Here is a 21040-nt window from a genome sequence, read left to right as displayed (position 1 = left end):
TTAAGTTCCTTCTAAACGTATTTCAGTTTCAAGTACCTCAACAAACTTACCAAATTTTTCATTATAGTAATCCTGCTCAGATTCAACAGGAAGATATACGTTGGTCAAAGTAGTTTCAATTTCTTTGCCCTTTTTCCACCAATAAAATAACCCTTGCGTTGGTTCTGTTCTATTGGAAACATGGCATTCTCTATTAAAAACAGATGCAATCATCTGCGCAATTTCTTTATTTTGTACTGTTCCCCCATTCAAAACTAAGGGATTCTTATCATGAGTAACCGGTAATAAAGAGAGGATATATTTAAGATTGAAAATTATGCCTTCTAAAACGGACTGAATAATTTCCGGACGTCCGTGGGTAATGTTTAGACCTTTAAAACTCCCTGTTTCTTTTTCATTCCAAATTGGAGCACGCTCTCCTTGCATATACGGGAAAAAAAATAAGTCAGGTGCTTTGCCCAAATGCTTTAATTGAGCAAATATTTCAGCTTTGTCATCATAAAACAAATCACTGAGCCACTCTAGTACTATCCCTCCATTATTTGTAGGTCCACCAACTACCCACTTGTCTGTATCTAAATAATAACAAAAACTTTCCATATACGAACCTAGATATCGCGTTGTAGACAGTTGCCTAATTGAGCCACTAGTTCCTAGAGTTAGGTTTTCTGCGGTACTATTTTGTTGAGAGCTAGCTAAGGAAGCTAAACACCCATCGCTAGCACCTATCATAATTTTAGTATTTGGTTTTAAACTCAGTTCTAGTGAAGCTTTTTTTTGATATGTTAAAAATTGTTTTCGGGTGAACAAGTCGTGGCAGTTTGCTGTCTGATAATTGAAGAAACGATAATATATCTTCGTCCCATTTAAAATCCATGCTATTGAACAATCCCGTCGCCGAAGCTATTGAAAAATCTGTCACAAACTCATTTACAAAATAGCTCATTAAAAAAGATTTCATGTCATGCCACACGGAAACATTATTGAACCAACTATTGGATTTCTCTTTGAAATGTAATAACTTAGCGAAAGGGCTCATACCATGAATAGGTGTTCCTGTTTTATTATAAAATAAAAAAAGTTCGTTGGCTATTTTTTTTGAATTCTAAAATTGTATCTGCCGCCCTATTATCAGACCATAGGAACATCGTATCATGCTCCGCTTCATGAGATATGGGGATTAATGTATGCATAGCAGTACTAAAGCTGATAGTATCTATATCTGAGTAAAGAGCCGTTATTTCTTTAATGTTTAATTTGATACTTGTTAAAATATCTGTTGGGCTTTGGGTAGCTTTATCAGCTTCTTTAAAGGTCTTAATCCTCGCTGACTTAGTATATATTACTCTTTCTTCATTGAAAATGACAAATTTAATTGAAGTCGTTCCAACGTCTATTGCTAATAATAAATTTTCCATACTATCACTCATTTTTTAAATTTCGTCCCCTCCAAATAGGTAATGTCCTGTAATACAGCTTCCTACATACATTAATGTGTCCTCATGATTCCAATACTTCGTCATGAGGACTCCATTTATGTTGCTTATATTTTCTAACTTTAATAATCTGGCATTACTTTTCTTAGCTAGCCACGAATATAATCAGGCTCCTTATACTATTTCCAGCCGCGTTCATCTGGTAGCTCTAATACCCGATTTTGAATAATTGATTTGTACCATTCAGCTGATACCTTCTTAGAACGAGTTCTTTTTTCATCTAGTTCGATTCTTATTAGCCCATATCGATTTTTAAAGGCATTCATTGGAGAAACACAATCTGTAAATGCCCATAACATGTATCCTTCACACGATGATCCTTCTTCAACAGCTTTTAGCAACCATTGGATGTGTTGCTTAATAAAATCAATTCTATAGTTGTCATTTACAATACCTGCATCATTCATATAGTTTTCTTCATTTTCTCTGCCCATTCCATTTTCGGTGATAAGCCACGGGATATCTCCATAATTTTCTTTTAAATAGTGAGCCATGTCATAAACAATCTTTGGATATATTTCCCATCCTCGTGAGTCATTCATTTTTTTTTTCCGGGTAAATCAAAATTCTCAAAGAACATTTCAGGATGAAACGGAGTCGCCTTATTCCACTCATATCTTGGGGCTTTGACTCTTTTTGGATAATATTGATTAATCCCTAAAAAATCAAGTGTATTCTCTCTAATCACCGATAAATCATCATCAGCAGGATTAAAATAAATATCGAATTTAGTACATAACTCAATAAGCTCTGATGAATACTTCCCTTTCACCATAGGATCAAAAAATACCCGATTATAAAATAAATCATACATTTCAGCTGCTTTCTTGTCTTCTTTTGAATCTGACCTTGCATATACCATCTCAGGATTTAACACACAACCAACTCTTCCCGTTAGTCCTAAAGAGCGGTATATCTTAACTGCTTGAGCACTCGCTAATACTTTGTGATAATTCCATAACATCCATTTTGCGGTGTTTTGCTCGTGAGGCCATCTGATAGCATCTAGATAGATACGTGTTTGAGGAACTATTGGTTCATTGAAAGTAAACCATTGCTTCACCCTGTCTCCATAGCGCTCAAAAGCTATCTTTGCATAACCGGAATACAAATCTACTACTTTTCTCGATGACCACCCATCATATTTTTCAGATAAATAAACCGGCAATTCATAGTGTTCCAGGCACAACATAGGTTCAACACCGGCTTTTAACAATGCGTTTACAACATCATCAATATGTTGCGCATAGTCCTCATCAACAATTAAATTCTCATAATCAGTAAAAAAACGGGACCAATTAATAGAAGTTCTATAATGAGTAAGGCCAATCTCTTTCATTAAGTCAATATCCTCTTGATACTGTTCCATAAAATTAGTCGCAACTGCAGGCCCATATCCATTATGCCAAACAAATTTTTCGTTTTTATACCATGAATCAAGATAGGAGTCTTGTCCTTCTTTCTTTCCGCTCCAGCCCTCGGTTTGCCACGCTGATGAGGCCGCACCAAGAATAAAATTTTCTGGAATTGATAGTTTCATATTATTCCTCTTTTCTAAGAATTTTTTTTTGTTGTGTTGTATTAGATATTTTCACAAATGGTAAGTAGATAAGAATTGAAACTATAATACAAACAATTTGGGTAACTACTGCTCCCAAATCTCCAGCAGTTGCTAAATAAGCATTAACAATAGGTGGCATCGGCCATGGAACCATCACAACTGCTTTAGCTGCTAAACCTGTTGCTGTTGCGAAATAGCCTATTGTACCCGTTATTAGCGGAGTAATTATAAATGGGATAGCCAAAATCGGATTCAACATGATTGGCATACCAAAAATAACGGGTTCGTTGATGTTAAAAATTCCCGGTGCTGAAGAAAGTTTTGTTATTTCACGCATATCTTCTCTTTTACCGACCAAGAAAACTGCAACAAGTAGCCCAATCGTTACTCCGGAACCACCTATACTCATATACATATCCCAAAAAGGCATAGTGATAATATTAGGTATTTCTTTTCCAGATTCAAAAGCTTCCGTATTTACTGCAATTGAGGCAAGTAGTAAAGGCTCTCTTATCGGCTTTATCATCTGGTTTCCGTGAATCCCGATAACCCAGAAAATTTGCGCTATTAGCATTAGAAGTAATATTCCAGGTAATCCTTGAACCACTCCTTCTAGAGGTCGTTGAACAAGATGATAGATAATATCATAGGCATACATACCAGTAATTGCTTTGACAACGAATCCTGCGGTAGCCATGACTGCAATCGTTATTATAGTAGGAACCAGGGCGGAAAAACTAGCCGATACATTCGCTGGCACTGTATCAGGCATTTTGATTTGTAATTTTTTTTTGGCGACCTAACCAACTATATAACTCTACAGATAGTATCGCTACAATCATTCCTAAAAATAAACCTTTTGTATCTGTATACTGTTTGGCTAAAACATTTTCTACAAGTATATTTTTATCATCAGACAAGAATTGATAAATTGTTGGCGTAACGGATAAGTACGACATAACCGCAATTATTCCTGGAAAAACTCCTTTTAATTTATTCAGCTTGGCTAATTCTATCCCAATAAGGAATACAGCATAAATTGTTAAAAAGCTTAAGGTGACATAACTAATCGACGAAGCAATTGGTTTCAATTCAGCTAAAAATCTCAAGAACTCAATTTTTGCTAATCCATTTTCTGCATCGAAAACCATCGCCGAAAACAGTGTGCCGAATGCCCCTGTAATAATAACCGGAATAAGTGCAGAAAAGGCATTTTTAATTACCATGATATAGCGTAAACTATTAACTTTTGTTGCAAATCCTCCTAATACATCTGACAGCTTTCCCATAAATCCACTTCCCATAATTCTTCCCCCTTATTTAGTGTTTCTCGTATATAGTCTAGATTAAGAACTATTGAGTGCCCCATTGCTATCTCTCTTCTCTATAAATCATTCTTACATACTTTATCATGCGCTTAGCAATTTTATCAGTCAAATATTGCCTATAGATTCTCAGTTTACACATGAACTGTTTCTTCACATCTCTATTTACCTATATATAATTTTCTCGCTGAATGATTACGCTTTCAATTGTTTTAAAGGTTCTGATTTATCAATACTTAAACCTAAAGATACTGATTCTCCAAACCTACAACATAAACAGCACAAACTATTTTGTTGTATATTGGGATTTGTTTCATACACTTTGGAAACTTACTAAATTTTTAATTACAAAGCTTAATTCTATGTATATCACCCCTAACAAGTCATCTGATGTATTTACTATAAAATACATCAGATGACTTGTCAATACTTTTTGTTATTCTAACTTACTAATTTTACTAAATTCCTTTCTATTGTTTGCCATATGTACTGTCATGGCATCTAATGCGTTTAGTTCATCATGTTTTGCAATCGCATTTACTAAGTCATTGTGCAGCTCTATTGTTTCAGTTTTTAAATTACTCACATTATAATTTTCATTAAACAGGGCGATAGATTCATTAATAATAGGCACAATATGAAAAAGGGCCACATTCCCACTAGCTTCGGCAATAGTTGTATGCAACGCTATATCTAGTTCTACGTGTTCATCAGTATTATTTTTGAAGGAGGCTTCTATAGCCTCTTTTAAGTGAAACATATGGCTTATTTGATCTGCTGTAGCATTTTTTGCAGCTAAGGCTGCCATTGGTGGCTCTAATATCCACCTTAATACAAACAAATCTTTAATCATTTTTATTTTTTATTTTTTAATTAAAGAGAACCCTAAGGGATCTTTGGCAATGCCCTTCCCCTCACTTATATACGTTCCAGAACCTTGCCTAACTTGCAGTATATTACGCGCAACTAATATTCTAACTACCTCTCTGATAGTACTCCGCCCTACATGTAATTCCTCAGCAAGAGCATATTCATTAGGTAATTTGTCTCCCAGCTTAAATTCCTTTACGCGTATGTATTCAAGTAGTTTATCAGCTGTATTTTCCACCAAATTTTCACGCATTTTATCTCCTCCTAATCATCTGATGTATTAGTAACTTTTTTCTACATTACAATTAAAAACTAGTATCAAATTTTAATTAACTAGACCCCACAAGAAACTTATGCCTATATGGTACCAGTTATAATATAAGTTTTATTTTTTCATATACAATCAAAAAATATGAATATGACGAAGTAAAAAGTGATATACTAAAAGCATAACTTTTTTCCATAGGATGTGTTAATTATATTAGTCACTGTCATCATCGTCTGCTGGTTCATTGCTTTCATGGCCATCTGGGCAATCATAAAAGCGTCCACAAAAAAAACCAAAGTAAGTACATCATTCATTTTCAATGCGTGCTTATTTTGGCTTTTTGCTTTACTGATGCATCCTAGCCTTATACATTTCCATCGCCATTTTCTGGTCAGCTTCCGAACGAAAATCGCCAAAAACACTCGAAGTCTCCACAATATTAATGAAACACCTCGGATCAACTGCTTGAACAATACGCGTCAAATCATATAGCTCATATCGAGTAATAACAATGACTAGCATCGCCACATCTTCCTTCGAATACGCCCCAATAGCATCAACAACTGTAATCCCTCGAAACATGTTACCTTGAATTCCTTTAATCACATCATCCGGATTCTGCGTCATAATCATCGCCGTCAGTTTCTGATGTCTCGTATGGATTGTATCAATCACCCTACTCGAAACATAGAGAGAAATCAGAGTATAAAGCGCAAAGGTCCACTCATATGTAAAACCAGCAATCAAAATAATAACACCATTCATAATCAAAAAATACTTCCCAAATGAACGTCCAGTCTTAATCGTAATATACATCGCGATTATATCAAGTCCCCCAGAAGAAATCCCGAACTTGAGCGCAAGCCCGATTCCAACCGAAGAAATAACGCCACCGAAAATTGCATTCAGTAATATATCTGAAGAAACCTCTTGCACTGGTATCACAATTAAAAACAATGACATGAAAGCAACAGTCACAAAACTAAATACCGTAAACGCCCGACCTACCTTAAACCAACCCAAAATAGCCACTGGAATATTGAGGAATAAAACAAGTAACCCTGTAGATAATGTAATACCAATACCATCTTGTAATAAATCCGATGTTAATTGAGCAACACCAGTTAAGCCACTTGCATAAACATGTGCCGGAATTAAGAAGAAATTCATCCCAATCGCATTCAGTAAGGCCGCAAGCACCGCAATAAAAAATTTCTTCGTACCATCAATATAAATTTGCTGTTGATTCAACCCAATTTCCCACTTTCAAAAAAATTAAGCACGCTTAAAAAAGCGGTCTCCCCCCTGATAAATAAAAACCAACACTAATCGTTGCAATCACACAAACAAGAAATAATACGAGAAAAAGGTTGGATGGTTTCTCTTTTTTCCGATAAGAAAGCAACATCTCCACGACACCAATTGTAGCGAGTCCAAGCAATATTTTGAAAATCGATACAACAACATGCTCACTAAAACTATATTTCATCATCATAACACCGCTAAAAATAACCGTAATATACAGCACTCGATTGCACATCTGCATTACCGTAAATACCTTTGCTGATTGCTTATAGATCCCCAGTGCAACCAGCGTAAAAATAATAATCCCTACCCATGAAATTAAATGAATATAAGACCACATAAAACGCCCTCATTCCTCTCCATTTACATAATTTGATTTTCTAATGTCCCAATTCCTTCAATCGTAATTGTAACAATATCTCCTTGATTTAAAAAACGCGGTGGTTTCATTCCTTTACCGACCCCTTCTGGCGTTCCCGTTGCAATGACGTCTCCTGGAACAAGTGTATGCCCTTTCGACAACTCCGAGATAATTGTTGCGATTGGAAAAATAAGCTGATCTACCGTGCCATCCTGCCGCTCCTCTCCATTTACCCAAGTTTGAACCCTTAGCTTGCTAGGATCTCCAACCTCATCCTTTGTCACCACATATGGGCCAATCGGACAGCTACCATCCAAGCTTTTTGCCAAGTAGAACTGCTTATGCTTCACTTGCAAATCACGCGCCGTTACATCATTCAAAACCGTATAACCAAACACCGCATCCATAGCCTCTGCTTCTGAAATATTAGTCACCTCTTTGCCTATGACAATTGCCAGCTCGCCTTCATAGTCAAGTTCACTTGTTACATTCGCATGCAATGGAATCGTTCCCCTATGACCAAGCAGCGCATTACTGCTTTTAGTGAAAATCATAAGCGCCTCTGGAATATCCTCAATACTCCCCATTTCAATCACATGTTTTCTATAATTTTTACCAACAGCCATCACATTATTCGGCGGTATTATCGCTGGTAAGAATTGAACATCCTTGAGCGGAATCGCCCCATGCATCACCTTATATTGCATCTCAATATGGGCTAACTTTTCCGATTGTGACATAAGCTCTACTAATGTACGCGGACACTCTGATTCCGCAAAAAACGCACTAATATCAATAATTTTATCTTCCTTAAGAATACCAAAAGATTCTCTACCATTAATTCTAAAGTTAATCCACTTCATTCTTAATCTCCCCCTGTCAGCTCACAAACATGATCCCCATCAAAAAAGTATAAATAAACATGATCTACTTGTCTACCAATAATTTGTTCAATCGCTTCTCTGTACATATCCATCTGAACCTGATACCGCTTCTTCAAAATAGCCTCTCCCCCAAGCCAGCCATTTTCAAATTTTCCAGTTATTTGATCCGTCTTATAATCAATAATAATAAGTTGATCGTCCAGCTCAATCATTACATCAATCATCCCCTGAACAATAATTTGCTCCCGCGTATCCACATCCGGATGAATCCGATTAGCTGGTACCTTATAACTGAATGGAATCTCTCGTAGCGTGAAATCAGGATTCGCAAGCATTAATCTCCCCAACTCACTATCAAAAAAGGACAATATCGAATCGACTTGAATCGATGCTACCTGCTCCTCACTCATAATTTCTCTTAAAACTAAGTTATCAAGCAAAGTCGTGATACTATCAGCTGTTGGTGTACTCTTTAAAGAGAGAGCCTGCATTACCGTATGCATAGCCGTCCCTCGCTCTGTTGCCGTCAACTGCCTCTCTTGTAAAAACCTCGGTCTATCAAAGGATACTGGTTGCGTACTCCGTGTAAACCGCGTATCACTAAAACTATCCACAACCGAAAATTGGCGCTTCACTTCTGTTACAGACTGTTTCGAACGAACACTTGCTTCTTCACTAAAACCATACTGAAATGAAAGCCGTTCCTGGATTTCATTAAAATAAGACGACTGTTCCACAGGTTTCTTACCATTTTTCACAATATCAAACCAACTTGAATCCAATCTAGTATACGTATCTACCGTCAAAAATTCTTGATAATCACATTTCTCAATTCGAAGCCGCATATTCGTTGGCAATCGAACTCTCCCTGCAATATCCGTAGCCCCCATTAGCTCACTGTAATTCGGATGCCTCACAAAAGCACTACCAATCCACTGCAAATAATTTTTCGCCTGATATCTCACGCTTGCTGGCAAAATCCAATCCGTATGCATCACATTCTGTTCCCATTCTGCCATTGCCTTCTCAAGACTTGGAACTGTCCCTACCAAAATCAATTTCTCCTCTGCACGAGTTAAGGCAACATATAACACACGCATTTCCTCAGCTACCATCTCAGCAATTTTTTTTATACTTTATCGCTTGTTGTATAATCGACGGATAGACCAATCGCTTCACTGGGTCAGTATATCGTGTTGCAAAGCCAAAATCCTTATCAAACAAATATTTATTATAAATATCACGCATATTAAATTTACGATCTAATCCAGATAAAAATACAACCGGAAATTCTAAGCCTTTGCTGGCATGGATTGTCATCATTCGGACAACATCTTCCTTCTCCCCAAGCGTTTTTGCAGTCCCTAAATCCTGCCCCTTTACCTGTAGCCTCTCTACAAATCGAATAAAACGGAATAAACCTCTAAATGCAGTCTTCTCATACTGATCGGCACGATCCAATAACGCACGCAAATTCGCTTGTCTCTGCTTTCCACCTGGCAATCCACCAACAAAATCATAAAAATTGGTTTCCTGAAAAATTTGTGCAATTAAATCGGCTAAATTCTCACGCATAGATAGCTCCCGCCACTTACCTAACTGCCGTAAAAAAAACTGTATCTGAGAAGCCAAATTCCCAGTTTCAGAAACCGAATATATCTCCAGCGCTTCAAAATAAGGTTTGCCTTTTCCTACAGCCCGAATTCGAGCTAACGAATCTTCCTCTAAACGAACAATAGGAGATCGTAACACAGAAGCAAGCGGAATATCTTGGTATGGGTTATCAATAATTTTGAGTAATGCCACCATAGTTGCAACCTCTGTAGCCTCAAAATACCCCGAATTATTATTGGCATAGAAAGGAATATCTAGTTCCTTCATCGCATCCTCCATATCAGGAGCACTCGTAAGCGCACGCGATAAAATAACGATATCCCTGTACTCCATCGGCCGATACTGCTTCAATCCCTTATCAAAAACTGGTGTCTTCTCGCCAATCAAAGTAGCAATTCGCTTCGCAATATAACGCGCCTCCGCCTGCCTTTTTTGCAATTGTTCAGGAGCTAAATCATCTGTATCATCTGTCCTCCCGTCTTGCTCCATATCAATCAGCACAAATTCTGTCTGCGTCCTATCTGACTTTGGAAATGAAGCTCCTAAAACCAATTCCGCCTGTTCATCGTATTCGATTTCAGCAACTTCTGTGTCCATCAACTGGTTAAAAATAAAATTCGTTGTATCAAGCACATCCGAGCGACTTCTAAAATTCTGTGATAAATCAATTTTCAATCCAGTCCCATCGCCAACCTCCGTGTATCGCTTATACTTCGCCAAAAACAAACCAGGTTCCGCCAAACGAAAACGGTAAATAGACTGCTTCACATCTCCAACCATAAATAAGTTCCCATCTGCTTCCGTATCTGCTGTAACTAAAGATAAAATACGTTCCTGCACCATATTTGTATCCTGATACTCATCAATCAAAACTTCTTTAAACTTCTCTCGATATCCCAACGCAGCATTTGACGGGGCACCATCATGTTCCGGGTCACTCAAAATACGTAGCGCTAAATGTTCTAAATCATTAAAATCTAGCATTCCTCTCGAAACTTTTTCATTGTAAAAACGAGTAGCAAACTCCTTCGTAAGCTCCGTTAATGTTTCAATAGTAGGTTTCATTTTCATCAAATCAGAAATATAATTTTCTCCAATTCTTGAAAACCATTCACTTCCAGCGTCTGTTATAGCCTTCTTTGCTTGGTCACGCAACTTTTTTACCCGTTCCACTAAATCTTCATCATATAGCTCTTTTTCCTTCAAAGTTGCAATTCGTTGAAATTTAACGGCTTTCCAATTCGTGGATACACTATCCCAATCGCTCTGAAGGTCTTCCATTAAGCTTTGAACCTGCCCCAAATCGCTTTCAAGTGTTACCAAATAAGGCTCTGGTCCCGCTGACTCACCGCATAAGAACATCGCATGTTTCAGGGTGTATTCTGCCTGTCGCAACGTCATCAACAACTGCTTTTCAATAATCGAATAGAACGGCAAAGATACCACATCTGTTATTCCATCAACATCATAGTTGGCGACAATTGCGTCCAGCCAAGCCGCCGGTTCAGGATGCGCACGTGAAAAATCATACAGTTCCCCAATAACTCTTCCGATGTCATCATCCGAACGATCACCTGTGAATGTATCTACTAACTCAAAAAAGGCAATGTTCTCCTCATTCCCATAGTACTCCTCTAACAAGTGATCCATCACTTCATCTCGCACCATCGCACTTTCAATGGGCTCAATTAAACGAAACTCCGGATCAATGTCTGCCAAATAATAATATTTTTTTTATTACATCTAAGCAAAACGAATGCAGTGTAGAAATCGATGCATAGTTTAGCAAGGCTATCTGTCGCTTCAAATGCGCAGACGATTCATCAGCTAATAAAGCTCTCTCAACAGCCTTACCAATTCGCCCTTTCATTTCTGCAGCCGAAGCGTTCGTAAATGTCACAATAAGCAACTGATCAACATCAATTGGTTCATCTGGATCTACAATTTTTTCAATAACTCGATTCACCAAAACCGCCGTCTTTCCAGATCCAGCAGCAGCAGATACAAGAATGTTTTGACCGCTCGCATATATTGCCTTCCATTGATCCTGCGTCCAAGTAGTATTCTCTGGCTTTATTGGAATTTCTCTCTTCATTCTTGCCCCTCCTCCCGCATTTTTCTCAAGATTTCTGCCCTACTTTGGTTCTCTAATTTACGATATTGGTTACTCTCAAGTGACGCATCAAACTGACAAACCGACCGAAAAGCACATAATTGGCACGGCGTCCGCTCCTTCAATTTATAAGGATTAATCGAGACTTCTCCTTCAATAATCTTATTTCCAGCCTTCGCATATTGTCTCCGAACATATTCTCGCATCGTATCAAACTCAGCTCTTGTCGCCGTGGCTGAATGTGCGTTAAACTTCCCATCTTTTTTCAGCCCTGTAGGTATAACCGAAGAAGTTTTTCCAGCCTCAAGTTCCGTATCCATAAGCGATACCGCCAAAGTATCATCTAATACTAAACCCTTCATTCGAAAGCTCTTTAATAGCTCCTTCTCAATCTCCGCCTCTGTTAATTCCTGATCTGCGTTAACGAGTGGATTATGCATATGAAAATACAATACCCCCGCTGGTTCCGCAACTTTCCCAATAAGCTTCGCTGAGTTCTCAACGACAATGTCTAAATACGTCAGCATCTGCAAAGCTAATCCATAATAAACCTCTGTCATTGGCAAATCATGCGAACTTGATTTGTAATCGATAATTCTCAAAAACGTTCTCTCATCTTGCTCTGCTTCATCTATTCTATCAATTATTCCCTGCAAAATAAGCTCTCGTCCAGCATTAAGTGGTAATTTTAAAGGTGGGATTTCTCCTTTCACTCCAAAATCAACCTCTAATCCAACCGGCCTAAACCTACTAATCTTGGCTTGCTCATTTAACACACGCGTCGCCCGCATGATGATGCTCAAAAGCTTATATTGAATATACTCTAATCGCTTAGTGCTCAACAAAATTTCATGTTGCAACTTGGGAGCCAAATACTTCATTGCTAGTGTTGCCAACTCGACACACTGCTCCGTCGTCAACTGCCCCCAATCTAACTTATTCTTCCGAAGTTCTGCAGATATCCACTCCATAGCTCCATGAAATATTTCACCAATATCTACAGACTGCAATTTAAAATGCGCTCGCTCTTCTAATTTCAAACCATGCTGCGCAAAATGTTGAAAATGGCAACTATAGAAACGCTCCATTCTTGAGACACTTGCATGAATATTCTCGCCAAATAAAGAGGCTGCTGCTTCTTCAGAAATACGCTTTGCCTTATTTTGATAAAACAAACTTTCTAAAATTCGTAGTAACAAATCCCTCAATGCTTCTTCTGATTGAAAAAAAGCGTAAACATCCCACCAGACCGCAGACATTGGATAGCCTTTTTTCTTATATTGCATTTGTGTTGTTAAAAGCGATATCGCAGATTTAGGCGTTGAAATATAGGTAACCTGCTCTGAGTCACTAAGTAAAGAAGGATCGCTCAAATAAAGCCCTCTCTCAATCGTTGGGAAAACTGCCTCTATGCGTCTAATATAATTTGATTCAGATAACTCTCTCCCATTCTCATCAGCGTTAGGGAAACTAATAAACAAATACTCTGAGGGCAATGTAAACAAACGATAAGCCAGAAACTCCTCGCTAGAGAGCATACTTTTCCCACTAGGCCTGACTGCAATTCCTGATTGGTTTAGATAATCACGATCTTCATCTGATAAAATACCACTCTCCATTTTTTTCATCGGTAACACGCCATCATTCATCCCCACAACAAAAACAACCTTCATATTCAGCAACCTAGAACTATCCATATCTGCGACAATTAACTGATCTAACGACGGTGGCAACAGAGCAAAATCTAAAGCATCTAACCCTGTATTTATTATGTCAAAAAATACGTCAAATGAAAGCTCCTCATCCCCCATTACCTCAACAAACTCATCCAACAAAGCCACAACTGATTTCCATGCCTGCTCGTGCTCTTTAGCTAACTCGAGCTCATTCATTTCCTCCGCTCGTTTACGCCACATATCCAACCTCGTATCGACTTGTGCATCCAACATAAATTCAAATAATGCTCCCGCTTGCTCCATACCTGTATTAGCATCTTTCAACCTTTTCTCTAAGTTCATTAAGGGGAGCTTTATTTGCTCTCTTACTTCATTGATTATTATCTCTTTCGCCTTTTCATCATCTGTTTGTACACCGTAATTCAAATCTAACCCACGAATTTTCCGATAACTCCAAGGACGCTTTTCCAACCATCTGCGCTTATTATAAATACCATTCTCCAATATATAGTTCTCAAAAATATCAACTTTTCCCCGATAAGCGCTGCTACTTATATCCAATGGGAAGAGAAACTCTGTACGGACAGCCTGAAAAACAGCTTCGTATTGCCAGTTAGTACGCAAAATATCTAAACTAGAACGAAGAAACTCTATCATAGGATGGTTAGCCATTGTTCGTTTCTTATCGATAAAGTAGGGAATATCATTCGCACCCAGAGAAGCCTTCAAAATCGTTTCATAGCTCTCGGCATTCCGAAGTAGAATAGCCATATCACGATAACGATATCCTTTTGACGCTAATTCCCTAACACGCCTCGCAACCCCTTCCATTTCGGCACGGCGATTATTCGCCTCATCTATATGAACACCAACTGCTATACCATCAAATTTAGCTACCGATAGCTTCGTCCAATTTTCCTGTAGATAGGCTAAATCATCATTTTGAAAGCGTCTATTGTTATTCATAATAATGTCAGGCATCACATCGCAGCCCCTATTTTGCGCTATTTCTTTCAACTTAGCATATGTCGTTCCAGTCAATTGAAATAAGTCATACGCTTCCAGACTATTAACACCATAATCTTCATCCAAAGTCAGAGCAATCGTCACATTTTTACATGACGACAATAACTCCCCTAAAACCAGATATTCTTGTGGCGAAAACTCATAAAATCCATCAATAAAAAATTTCATTTTTTGTTAAAAATGAATTCTCTGAAATAGCCTCTGCAAGTAACTTTAAATAGTCCTCGTTTTCCGAATATTTTCCAGATAGTACTTGTTCATACGCGTCATAAAGCACAGCTATATCCGCCATTTTACTATTCAAATCAGCTTTAACCTGACCATCAAAGCGCTGTAATTGCTCTTGCTCAACGCAGTATTGTTTCATTTCTTTAAAAATCTGCTCCAACTCTTTAATAAATCCTTTTTTAGAAGCGCTACGTCCGAATAACTGTAACTCATCTTGTTTCTCAAGCATAATTTTCCGAATCACCATTTCCAACCCAGAATCTGTCAAAAAAGTTCTTGCCAATCCACCACTTTCCTGTAAAACACGCCAAGCTAAACGACTGAAGCTAAAAATCTGCGTATCTAATAAACCAGGAACTCCTTCACGCTCCAAAAATACTGTTTCCGTTTGTAATGTCATTTGGTCTGGAACTAAAAAAAATACAGGATTGCTTCTCCGTGGTACTATTCATCCGTTCCTCTAATTTATCCATTATTAGCGTCGTTTTCCCAGTACCTGCGCGCCCTATAATAAATTGTAAACTCATTTCAACACCACCGAACATATGTTTGTTTTTATTATAACATATTTTATATAACTAAACCAGCCTTATTTTGAATCATACTGCCAGTCTATCATTTTAATCCATTTTCAACAATAATGACCACGAAAAAACTAGAGCCGAATTGACTCTAGTCCCTGCTTTATTTAGAAAGTCAGCACTTCCTGTTGCATGTTATTCAACCTCTCTGTCAAAAGATAGAAATTCTCTTTATCGTTATTATCTAAGGCAATATCAATCTCATCTTTCAATTGTTGCAATCGGTGTTCGTCAAGGAGCATTGTCATGTAGCACTCAATAAATGTATTCAATAACTCTTTTTCTCCTTTTAGAGCTCCAACTTGATTAACTAATGAACTTGAAAAATCTCGCATTTCCATGACTGATCACTCCTTCTTAATTTTTTATTATCTGGCAAAAAGTAAAAATAAGGGGTCGAAAAGTCATATTCTTTATAAAAATAGAATTTTTAGAAAAAATAGTGACTTCGAGAATTAGCTGTGCTATACTCAAGCTAGCAATTTAGGTGAACTATAGACAGATAGTTTCAAAGTAGGTGTACCAAAATTTTTTCAAAAACAAACCGGACATTTCATAAACTTGGTGCATTTACACTACTTAAATACATCAAAAGGAGTGACATTATGTCGAAGAAAATGAAAAAACCAGTGTATGAGGTCAATCCTCATACCATGATTATCCTGCCTTTAAAAACAAAATCAGGAGTCCAATCAGAAGTCTTTGAATTAAACGATCATCGTATATCTAGTTTTACCCCATTATTTCTAATTAAAACAAGCTGTCAATATTTTGGCTCTAGTTACGAAGGTCGTAGAGAAGGAACACGTTTCTTAACAGGCGTCACACACAAGCCGCCTATTATGATTGATCCCGTCAGCTTCACCTACGCATTCCCAACAACTTCAGCTGGTAGAGATGATTGCATTTGGATTTTTCCACAGCATATCTCAGAGTACTATGATTCTAATTATAATTGCACCACTATTAGATTTAATAATAAACAAAAAATAAAAATATCTGTTTCTTTTGCTACATTCAACAATCAAATGGCTAGAGTATCCATGCTACACATGAAATTTTCCCAAAAAATGCGAGCAGTAGAAACAGAATATCCTTATTCCAATCTCTTATTCCCACCCGTATCTTTAGCGGCAGAGAGTAGAGAGCCTTATAATACCAAAGAAGTAAGCGATACCAATGACAATTTTGTTGACTTTAGCTATCCAGAGATGTCAAAACAAAAAAAGAATAAGGAAAACAAAGAAGAATAACAACAATAAGGCAGTCACTTTTTCCGGTTTGTGACTGCCTAAAATTAAATATTTCGATTTCCCAAAGCCTCAGAAATTCGTTTTAAAAGCACTAACTCTTCTTCTGAGTAGGAGTACGGTAACTCTAGATACCACTTCTCCAGTTCAGGATTTCCAATCAATGGAAACGCATTTACTGAATTTTTTTCCCTAAGCCCAGCAACATCATCCAATAAGAAGTCTGTCGTTGTTCCTAACTCATCTGCCAATTTAGCAAGAATAAATATAGGTGGTCGATGATTATCATTCTCGTACTTGCTAATGGTAGACGATGTTACACCAATTCTCTCCGCCAACTGCTTTTGCGTCAAGCGATGTTTCTTTCGAAGTGATATTATTTTTTCTCCAAAATCCATATCCCCACCCCTTCCTATATTCTTATTATAGCAATGAATGGGCGTTATTTCGACAATTTGCACGCACAAAGAAAAAAACTGCCCTATCACTAGAGCAGCCTCTCTATTATTTCGCTCTCTTCCAAAAACCGTATATCAAGCCTGAAATTACAGTACCAATAAGAATTGAAAGTAGGAACAGCATCGGATGATTCGCTAATCCAGCAACAAATATCCCTCCATGTGGCGCCGGAACATTAATTTGCCAAAACTGTGTTAACCCTCCTGCAATTGCAGAACCTAGAACACAGGATGTAATAACACGTAGTGGATCTGCTGCTGCAAAAGGAATAGCACCTTCCGTGATGAATGACAATCCCAACACATAATTTGTTAATCCAGCCTGACGCTCATCGGATGTGAACTTATTTTTGAATAGCGTTGTAGCCATCGCAATTGCAAGTGGTGGGACCATACCCCCAGCCATTACAGCCGCCATAAACGCACCATCAGTGTTCCCCGTAGTTGTAAATACACCAATTGCAAATGTGTAGGCCGCCTTATTAAATGGTCCTCCCATATCAATTGCCATCATACCACCTAATACAGTTCCTAAAATAACAGCATTTGCTGTTCCTAAAGACTGCAGTTGCTCCACTAAAAATTCATTAATGGTAGCAAAAATCGGATCGAAAATAAAGTACATTAATCCACCAGTAATAAGTAATCCAAGCACTGGATAAATTAAAATAGGTTTTAAACCTTCCAGAGTCTTAGGCATCTTAGAAAAGAGTATTTTTAGTCCTAGAACAATATAACCCGCTAGAAAACCAGCAAGTAGCCCACCTAAAAATCCTGCATTTGAAGTCGCTGCCAATAAACCACCTACCATACCTGGCATTAAACCAGGACGATCAGCAATGCTCATCGCGATGAAGCCTGAAAGAATCGGAATAAGGAACATAAACGCACCTGTTTCTCCACCACTAATCGCGCCTAGCATATCAGTAAAGCCTTTCGCACTAGGGAAATACTGCTCTAACAAGAACGAAAAGGCTAGCAGAATACCACCACCTACAACAAACGGTAGCATGTGGGAAATGCCGTTCATCAAGTCTTTATAAATACGGCTACCAACAGATACACGTTGCCCCTCCTTAGTAGCACTATCCCGATCCCCACTATGATGATATATTGGTGCTTCGTTGGACATAGCTCTATTAATAAGTTCTTCTGGTTTTCTTATTCCGTCACTAACAGGGGTTTCTAGAACATGTTTTCCATCAAATCTAGCCATTTCAACGTTCTTATCTGCAGCAATAATGACACCCGCAGCACGCTTTATTTCATCTGTTGTTAACCTATTCTTAGCCCCATCAGAACCATTTGTTTCCACTCGAATCTCAACATCCATCTCTTTCGCCTTATTCTTCAAAGCATCCTCAGCCATATAGGTATGAGCAATACCCGTTGGACAAGCCGTAACCGCAACAACAAAAGGTTTCTCATAATAATCGGTACTATGATTCGACTCAGCTGTTGACTCATTTTCTTCCTGCGCCTCATCAAATAGATCTATCACTTCTTTAGCAGATTTAGCATCACGTAACTTAGCAACAAAATCAGGATGAATAAGTAAACGAGATAATGCAGCTAATGTTTCTAAATGTGTTTGATTAGCGCCATCTGTTGCAGCAATCATAAAAAACAAAGACGCTGGCTGTCCATCCAGCGAATCATAATCAACCCCTGTCTCACTCTTAGCAAATAAAACTGTTGGTGTATTTACAGCGGCTGTTTTGGCGTGTGGCATTGCAATCCCATCACCTATTCCAGTCGAACTTTCTTTTTCACGCTTCATAATTTCTTGTTTAAACAGCGATATATCATTAATTTTTCCAACTTCATCAAGCTTAGCAATCATTTCATCGATTACCGCCTCTTTGGTCTTAGCTTTTAAGGAAAGAATCATCGTATCTTGATTCAAAATATCTGTTATTTTCATAATGTTAACCCCCATTTTATTATAGCTCTGAAATTTCTACTTCCGAAATTAATTTTTGAATCTCGTCATACGTCGCCAAATCAGTAGAAAATGCCGTTGCACTCCCAGTAGCCACAGCAACTCGAAACGCATCTAATACATTCTTATTCATCATATACGTACCAATAAATCCACCAATCATCGAATCACCAGCACCAACTGAATTCTTAACATCACCCATCGGCGTGTTAGACTTATATATCCTATCATTAGCAAATAACAGCGCACCATCACCTGCAAGAGACACAATTACATGCTTAGCCCCTAAAGCCAAACACTTTTTGCCGTACGGAATAATATCTTCTATACACTCAAAAGTAACTCCAAATAGTTCTGCCAACTCATGGTGATTTGGTTTAATAAGAAAAGGCCTCCTCACCAAAGTATCTAATAGGCTTTGACCAGTCGTATCAATCATAAATTCCACTTCTTGAGCTTCACATTTAGCAATAATCCTATTATAAAAATCAGTGCCTAGAGAAGGCGGAATACTACCAGATAAAATGACGATATCCCCTTTTGTCATCCCATCAAATTCCTTAAAAAAGGTCGCTACTTCAGTAAAATCAATAGTTGGACCTGCTCCATTTATTTCAGTTTCCTCGGCACCCTTCAACTTAATATTAATCCGTGTATCATCCGCAATATGCGTAAAGCGTGTTGTACTCCCTTCACTATCCAACCATTTTTGAATGAAATTACCGGTAAATCCGCCTAAAAATCCTAGCGCACAGTTCTCAACTTTTAACTGATTAAGTATCCTAGAAACATTAACACCCTTTCCACCAGGCAACTTCACACTCGTTTGCATTCGATTTACTTGACCTAATTTAAATTCCTCTACTTCTACAATATAATCAATTGATGGATTTAATGTCACAGTATAAATCAAACCGACACCTCCATAATACTAGTCTTTTTCATAATACTCCGTTTTTCTTCCTCATCAACAGCGTCTGTAATCCACACCGCAGCTTCTAAATTAAACATTTTGGCAAAGTGACTCTGATGTAACTTAGAACTATCGGCAACGATAAAACATTCATCAGAAAGTTCCATTGCCTTCCTTTTTAGCAATGCCTCTTCCATGTCTGGCGTTGTGTATCCATCAACTATATGAACACCATTAGCACCAATAAAAGCTTTGTCAAAGCGATAATTCATGATATTATCTAAGGCAATCCCACCTATAACAGCCTTTGTTTTCGCTTTCATTTTACCGCCCAAAATATACGCATTTAAGTCCATACTAACTAGTTCTTCCACATGCATCAACCCATTAGTAACAACCGTTATATCACGCCCAACGAGACATTCAATGACCTCAAATGTAGTTGAACCCGCATCTAAAAAAACACAATCGCCGTCCATAATCAAGGATGCTGCTAGTCTAGCAATCCGCTTCTTCTCTTGAACGTTTCTGACTGATTTTTCTACCATACTCATTTCAATGGTTCTTGCTTGACTCAGTATCGCTCCCCCATGTACCCTTTTCAACGCTCCTAAATCTTCTAACTCAGCCAAATCACGCCTTATTGTGGATTCAGAAGAACTAGATACTTCCATTAATTCTTTTAATTTAACAGTCCCTTTCCTCTTTAGAAGACCCATTATGATTTTGTGCCTCTCCATATTTAACATAAGAACCCTCCATTCGTAAAAATAATACCACCAAAAACATTCAAAGTCAATCAAATTCAGTCAAATGTGAATATATATTTTATAGCGCTTACCTTTAGCCCTATATTATTTCACAACAGAGTTTTTTTAAGGTATTTATACTTATAACTTTATTCGTATTTTTTCTTAATACACCAATTGGCAAGTTGAATAATTAACTTTCAAGCGAAAAAAGAGTAATATATCATATGATTATTTAAGTGCGAATAAATTTGATAGATAACTTTTTAACTATATTTTCAACTCCATAAAACACGTTAAAATAAAAGGAACTCATACCGTATTTTTTCTCTTTTTAAAAATGGATATATATGTACTTAATAGTATTTTTTTGAAAAATTAATTATATCAGTATGAGGAATGTCAATTACTAAACAATTA

At 37.6% G+C, this 21040-nt stretch carries 17 protein-coding genes and 3 pseudogenes; 1 reads left to right on the top strand and 19 read right to left on the bottom strand.

Going from position 1 to position 21040, the window contains the following annotated elements:
• The 15 genes and pseudogenes from PROCOU_RS06030 to PROCOU_RS05980 form a co-directional block, all read right to left on the bottom strand.
• Complete coding sequence (locus tag PROCOU_RS06030; protein ID WP_036070484.1) at nt 1-810, bottom strand: FGGY-family carbohydrate kinase; 810 nt, start codon at nt 808-810, stop codon at nt 1-3.
• A complete protein-coding gene (locus PROCOU_RS19250) occupies nt 737-1039 on the bottom strand; it encodes an FGGY family carbohydrate kinase (protein ID WP_077913344.1) in 303 nt (100 codons plus the stop codon). The genes PROCOU_RS06030 and PROCOU_RS19250 overlap by 74 nt, the downstream gene beginning before the upstream one ends.
• Nucleotides 1040-1064: 25 nt before the next feature.
• Nucleotides 1065-1430, bottom strand: coding sequence for an FGGY family carbohydrate kinase (locus tag PROCOU_RS06025; protein ID WP_036070482.1), 366 nt, complete (start codon nt 1428-1430; stop codon nt 1065-1067).
• 185 nt (nt 1431-1615) lie between these two features.
• Nucleotides 1616-3036: pseudogene (locus PROCOU_RS06020) on the bottom strand (glycoside hydrolase family 1 protein).
• A gap of 1 nt (nt 3037) precedes the next feature.
• Nucleotides 3038-4361 (bottom strand): annotated as a pseudogene (locus tag PROCOU_RS06015) (PTS sugar transporter subunit IIC).
• A gap of 457 nt (nt 4362-4818) precedes the next feature.
• A complete protein-coding gene (locus tag PROCOU_RS18320) occupies nt 4819-5235 on the bottom strand; it encodes a FadR/GntR family transcriptional regulator (RefSeq protein WP_244266244.1) in 417 nt (138 codons plus the stop codon).
• Between the two features lie 9 nt (nt 5236-5244).
• Nucleotides 5245-5505, bottom strand: a complete 261-nt coding sequence (locus PROCOU_RS18315; RefSeq protein WP_244266243.1) for a FadR/GntR family transcriptional regulator — start codon at nt 5503-5505, stop codon at nt 5245-5247.
• 360 nt (nt 5506-5865) lie between these two features.
• The gene (locus PROCOU_RS06005) at nt 5866-6771 is read right to left on the bottom strand and encodes a YitT family protein (protein ID WP_036070479.1); all 906 of its coding nucleotides are present in this window, start codon (nt 6769-6771) and stop codon (nt 5866-5868) included.
• A 34-nt stretch (nt 6772-6805) separates the two neighbouring features.
• Nucleotides 6806-7165, bottom strand: coding sequence for a YisL family protein (locus PROCOU_RS06000; RefSeq protein WP_036070476.1), 360 nt, complete (start codon nt 7163-7165; stop codon nt 6806-6808).
• A 23-nt stretch (nt 7166-7188) separates the two neighbouring features.
• Entirely contained in the window at nt 7189-8049 is an 861-nt protein-coding gene (locus PROCOU_RS05995; RefSeq protein WP_036070473.1) for a fumarylacetoacetate hydrolase family protein, read from the bottom strand.
• A 2-nt stretch (nt 8050-8051) separates the two neighbouring features.
• Nucleotides 8052-11779, bottom strand: a pseudogene (addA, locus tag PROCOU_RS05990) (helicase-exonuclease AddAB subunit AddA).
• The gene (gene addB, locus PROCOU_RS05985; protein WP_279625172.1) at nt 11776-14667 is read right to left on the bottom strand and encodes a helicase-exonuclease AddAB subunit AddB; all 2892 of its coding nucleotides are present in this window, start codon (nt 14665-14667) and stop codon (nt 11776-11778) included. Before addB ends, addA begins: the two are co-directional and overlap by 4 nt.
• Nucleotides 14651-15127, bottom strand: coding sequence for a hypothetical protein (locus PROCOU_RS19245; protein ID WP_279625171.1), 477 nt, complete (start codon nt 15125-15127; stop codon nt 14651-14653). The genes addB and PROCOU_RS19245 overlap by 17 nt, the downstream gene beginning before the upstream one ends.
• Nucleotides 15090-15254: a hypothetical protein gene (locus tag PROCOU_RS19240; protein ID WP_279625170.1), complete on the bottom strand. Its 165-nt coding sequence runs from the start codon at nt 15252-15254 to the stop codon at nt 15090-15092. Before PROCOU_RS19240 ends, PROCOU_RS19245 begins: the two co-directional genes overlap by 38 nt.
• Before the next feature lie 161 nt (nt 15255-15415).
• Complete coding sequence (locus PROCOU_RS05980; protein ID WP_036070469.1) at nt 15416-15649, bottom strand: IDEAL domain-containing protein; 234 nt, start codon at nt 15647-15649, stop codon at nt 15416-15418.
• A gap of 261 nt (nt 15650-15910) precedes the next feature.
• On the opposite strand from PROCOU_RS05980, the gene PROCOU_RS05975 reads away from it, so the two are divergent.
• A complete protein-coding gene (locus tag PROCOU_RS05975; RefSeq protein ID WP_376700388.1) occupies nt 15911-16561 on the top strand; it encodes a competence protein ComK in 651 nt (216 codons plus the stop codon).
• A 44-nt stretch (nt 16562-16605) separates the two neighbouring features.
• On the opposite strand, the gene PROCOU_RS05970 is transcribed toward PROCOU_RS05975, so the two are convergent.
• The 4 genes from PROCOU_RS05970 to PROCOU_RS05955 form a co-directional block, all read right to left on the bottom strand.
• On the bottom strand, nt 16606-16956 hold the full coding sequence (locus PROCOU_RS05970) for a helix-turn-helix domain-containing protein (protein WP_036070463.1): 351 nt from the start codon (nt 16954-16956) through the stop codon (nt 16606-16608).
• Between the two features lie 106 nt (nt 16957-17062).
• Nucleotides 17063-18940 carry a PTS fructose transporter subunit IIABC gene (locus PROCOU_RS05965; protein ID WP_036070461.1) on the bottom strand — a complete coding sequence of 626 codons (1878 nt, stop codon included), beginning with the start codon at nt 18938-18940 and terminating at the stop codon, nt 17063-17065.
• A gap of 19 nt (nt 18941-18959) precedes the next feature.
• A complete protein-coding gene (gene pfkB / locus PROCOU_RS05960) occupies nt 18960-19871 on the bottom strand; it encodes a 1-phosphofructokinase (protein WP_036070459.1) in 912 nt (303 codons plus the stop codon).
• On the bottom strand, nt 19868-20620 hold the full coding sequence (locus PROCOU_RS05955; protein WP_036070457.1) for a DeoR/GlpR family DNA-binding transcription regulator: 753 nt from the start codon (nt 20618-20620) through the stop codon (nt 19868-19870). Before PROCOU_RS05955 ends, pfkB begins: the two co-directional genes overlap by 4 nt.
• Nucleotides 20621-21040 lie beyond the last annotated feature (420 nt).

The sequence above is a fragment of the Listeria rocourtiae FSL F6-920 genome (assembly GCF_000525975.1).
GTDB lineage: Bacteria > Bacillota > Bacilli > Lactobacillales > Listeriaceae > Listeria_A > Listeria_A rocourtiae.
The sequence above is the reverse complement of the archived record's forward strand: the minus strand, read 5'-3'. Positions and strand labels throughout refer to the sequence as shown.

Coding starts and splice junctions, on each gene's coding strand:
- PROCOU_RS19240 (WP_279625170.1), bottom strand. CDS start 15,254: ATGAGTTTACAATTTATTATAGGGCGCGCAGGTACTGGGAAAACGACG.
- PROCOU_RS06000 (WP_036070476.1), bottom strand. CDS start 7,165: ATGTGGTCTTATATTCATTTAATTTCATGGGTAGGGATTATTATTTTT.
- PROCOU_RS05955 (WP_036070457.1), bottom strand. CDS start 20,620: ATGTTAAATATGGAGAGGCACAAAATCATAATGGGTCTTCTAAAGAGG.
- PROCOU_RS05965 (WP_036070461.1), bottom strand. CDS start 18,940: ATGAAAATAACAGATATTTTGAATCAAGATACGATGATTCTTTCCTTA.
- PROCOU_RS19245 (WP_279625171.1), bottom strand. CDS start 15,127: ATGACATTACAAACGGAAACAGTATTTTTGGAGCGTGAAGGAGTTCCT.
- PROCOU_RS18315 (WP_244266243.1), bottom strand. CDS start 5,505: ATGCGTGAAAATTTGGTGGAAAATACAGCTGATAAACTACTTGAATAC.
- PROCOU_RS05980 (WP_036070469.1), bottom strand. CDS start 15,649: ATGGAAATGCGAGATTTTTCAAGTTCATTAGTTAATCAAGTTGGAGCT.
- PROCOU_RS05995 (WP_036070473.1), bottom strand. CDS start 8,049: ATGAAGTGGATTAACTTTAGAATTAATGGTAGAGAATCTTTTGGTATT.
- PROCOU_RS19250 (WP_077913344.1), bottom strand. CDS start 1,039: ATGAGCCCTTTCGCTAAGTTATTACATTTCAAAGAGAAATCCAATAGT.
- PROCOU_RS05970 (WP_036070463.1), bottom strand. CDS start 16,956: ATGGATTTTGGAGAAAAAATAATATCACTTCGAAAGAAACATCGCTTG.
- PROCOU_RS06025 (WP_036070482.1), bottom strand. CDS start 1,430: ATGAGTGATAGTATGGAAAATTTATTATTAGCAATAGACGTTGGAACG.
- PROCOU_RS18320 (WP_244266244.1), bottom strand. CDS start 5,235: ATGATTAAAGATTTGTTTGTATTAAGGTGGATATTAGAGCCACCAATG.
- addB (WP_279625172.1), bottom strand. CDS start 14,667: ATGAAATTTTTTATTGATGGATTTTATGAGTTTTCGCCACAAGAATAT.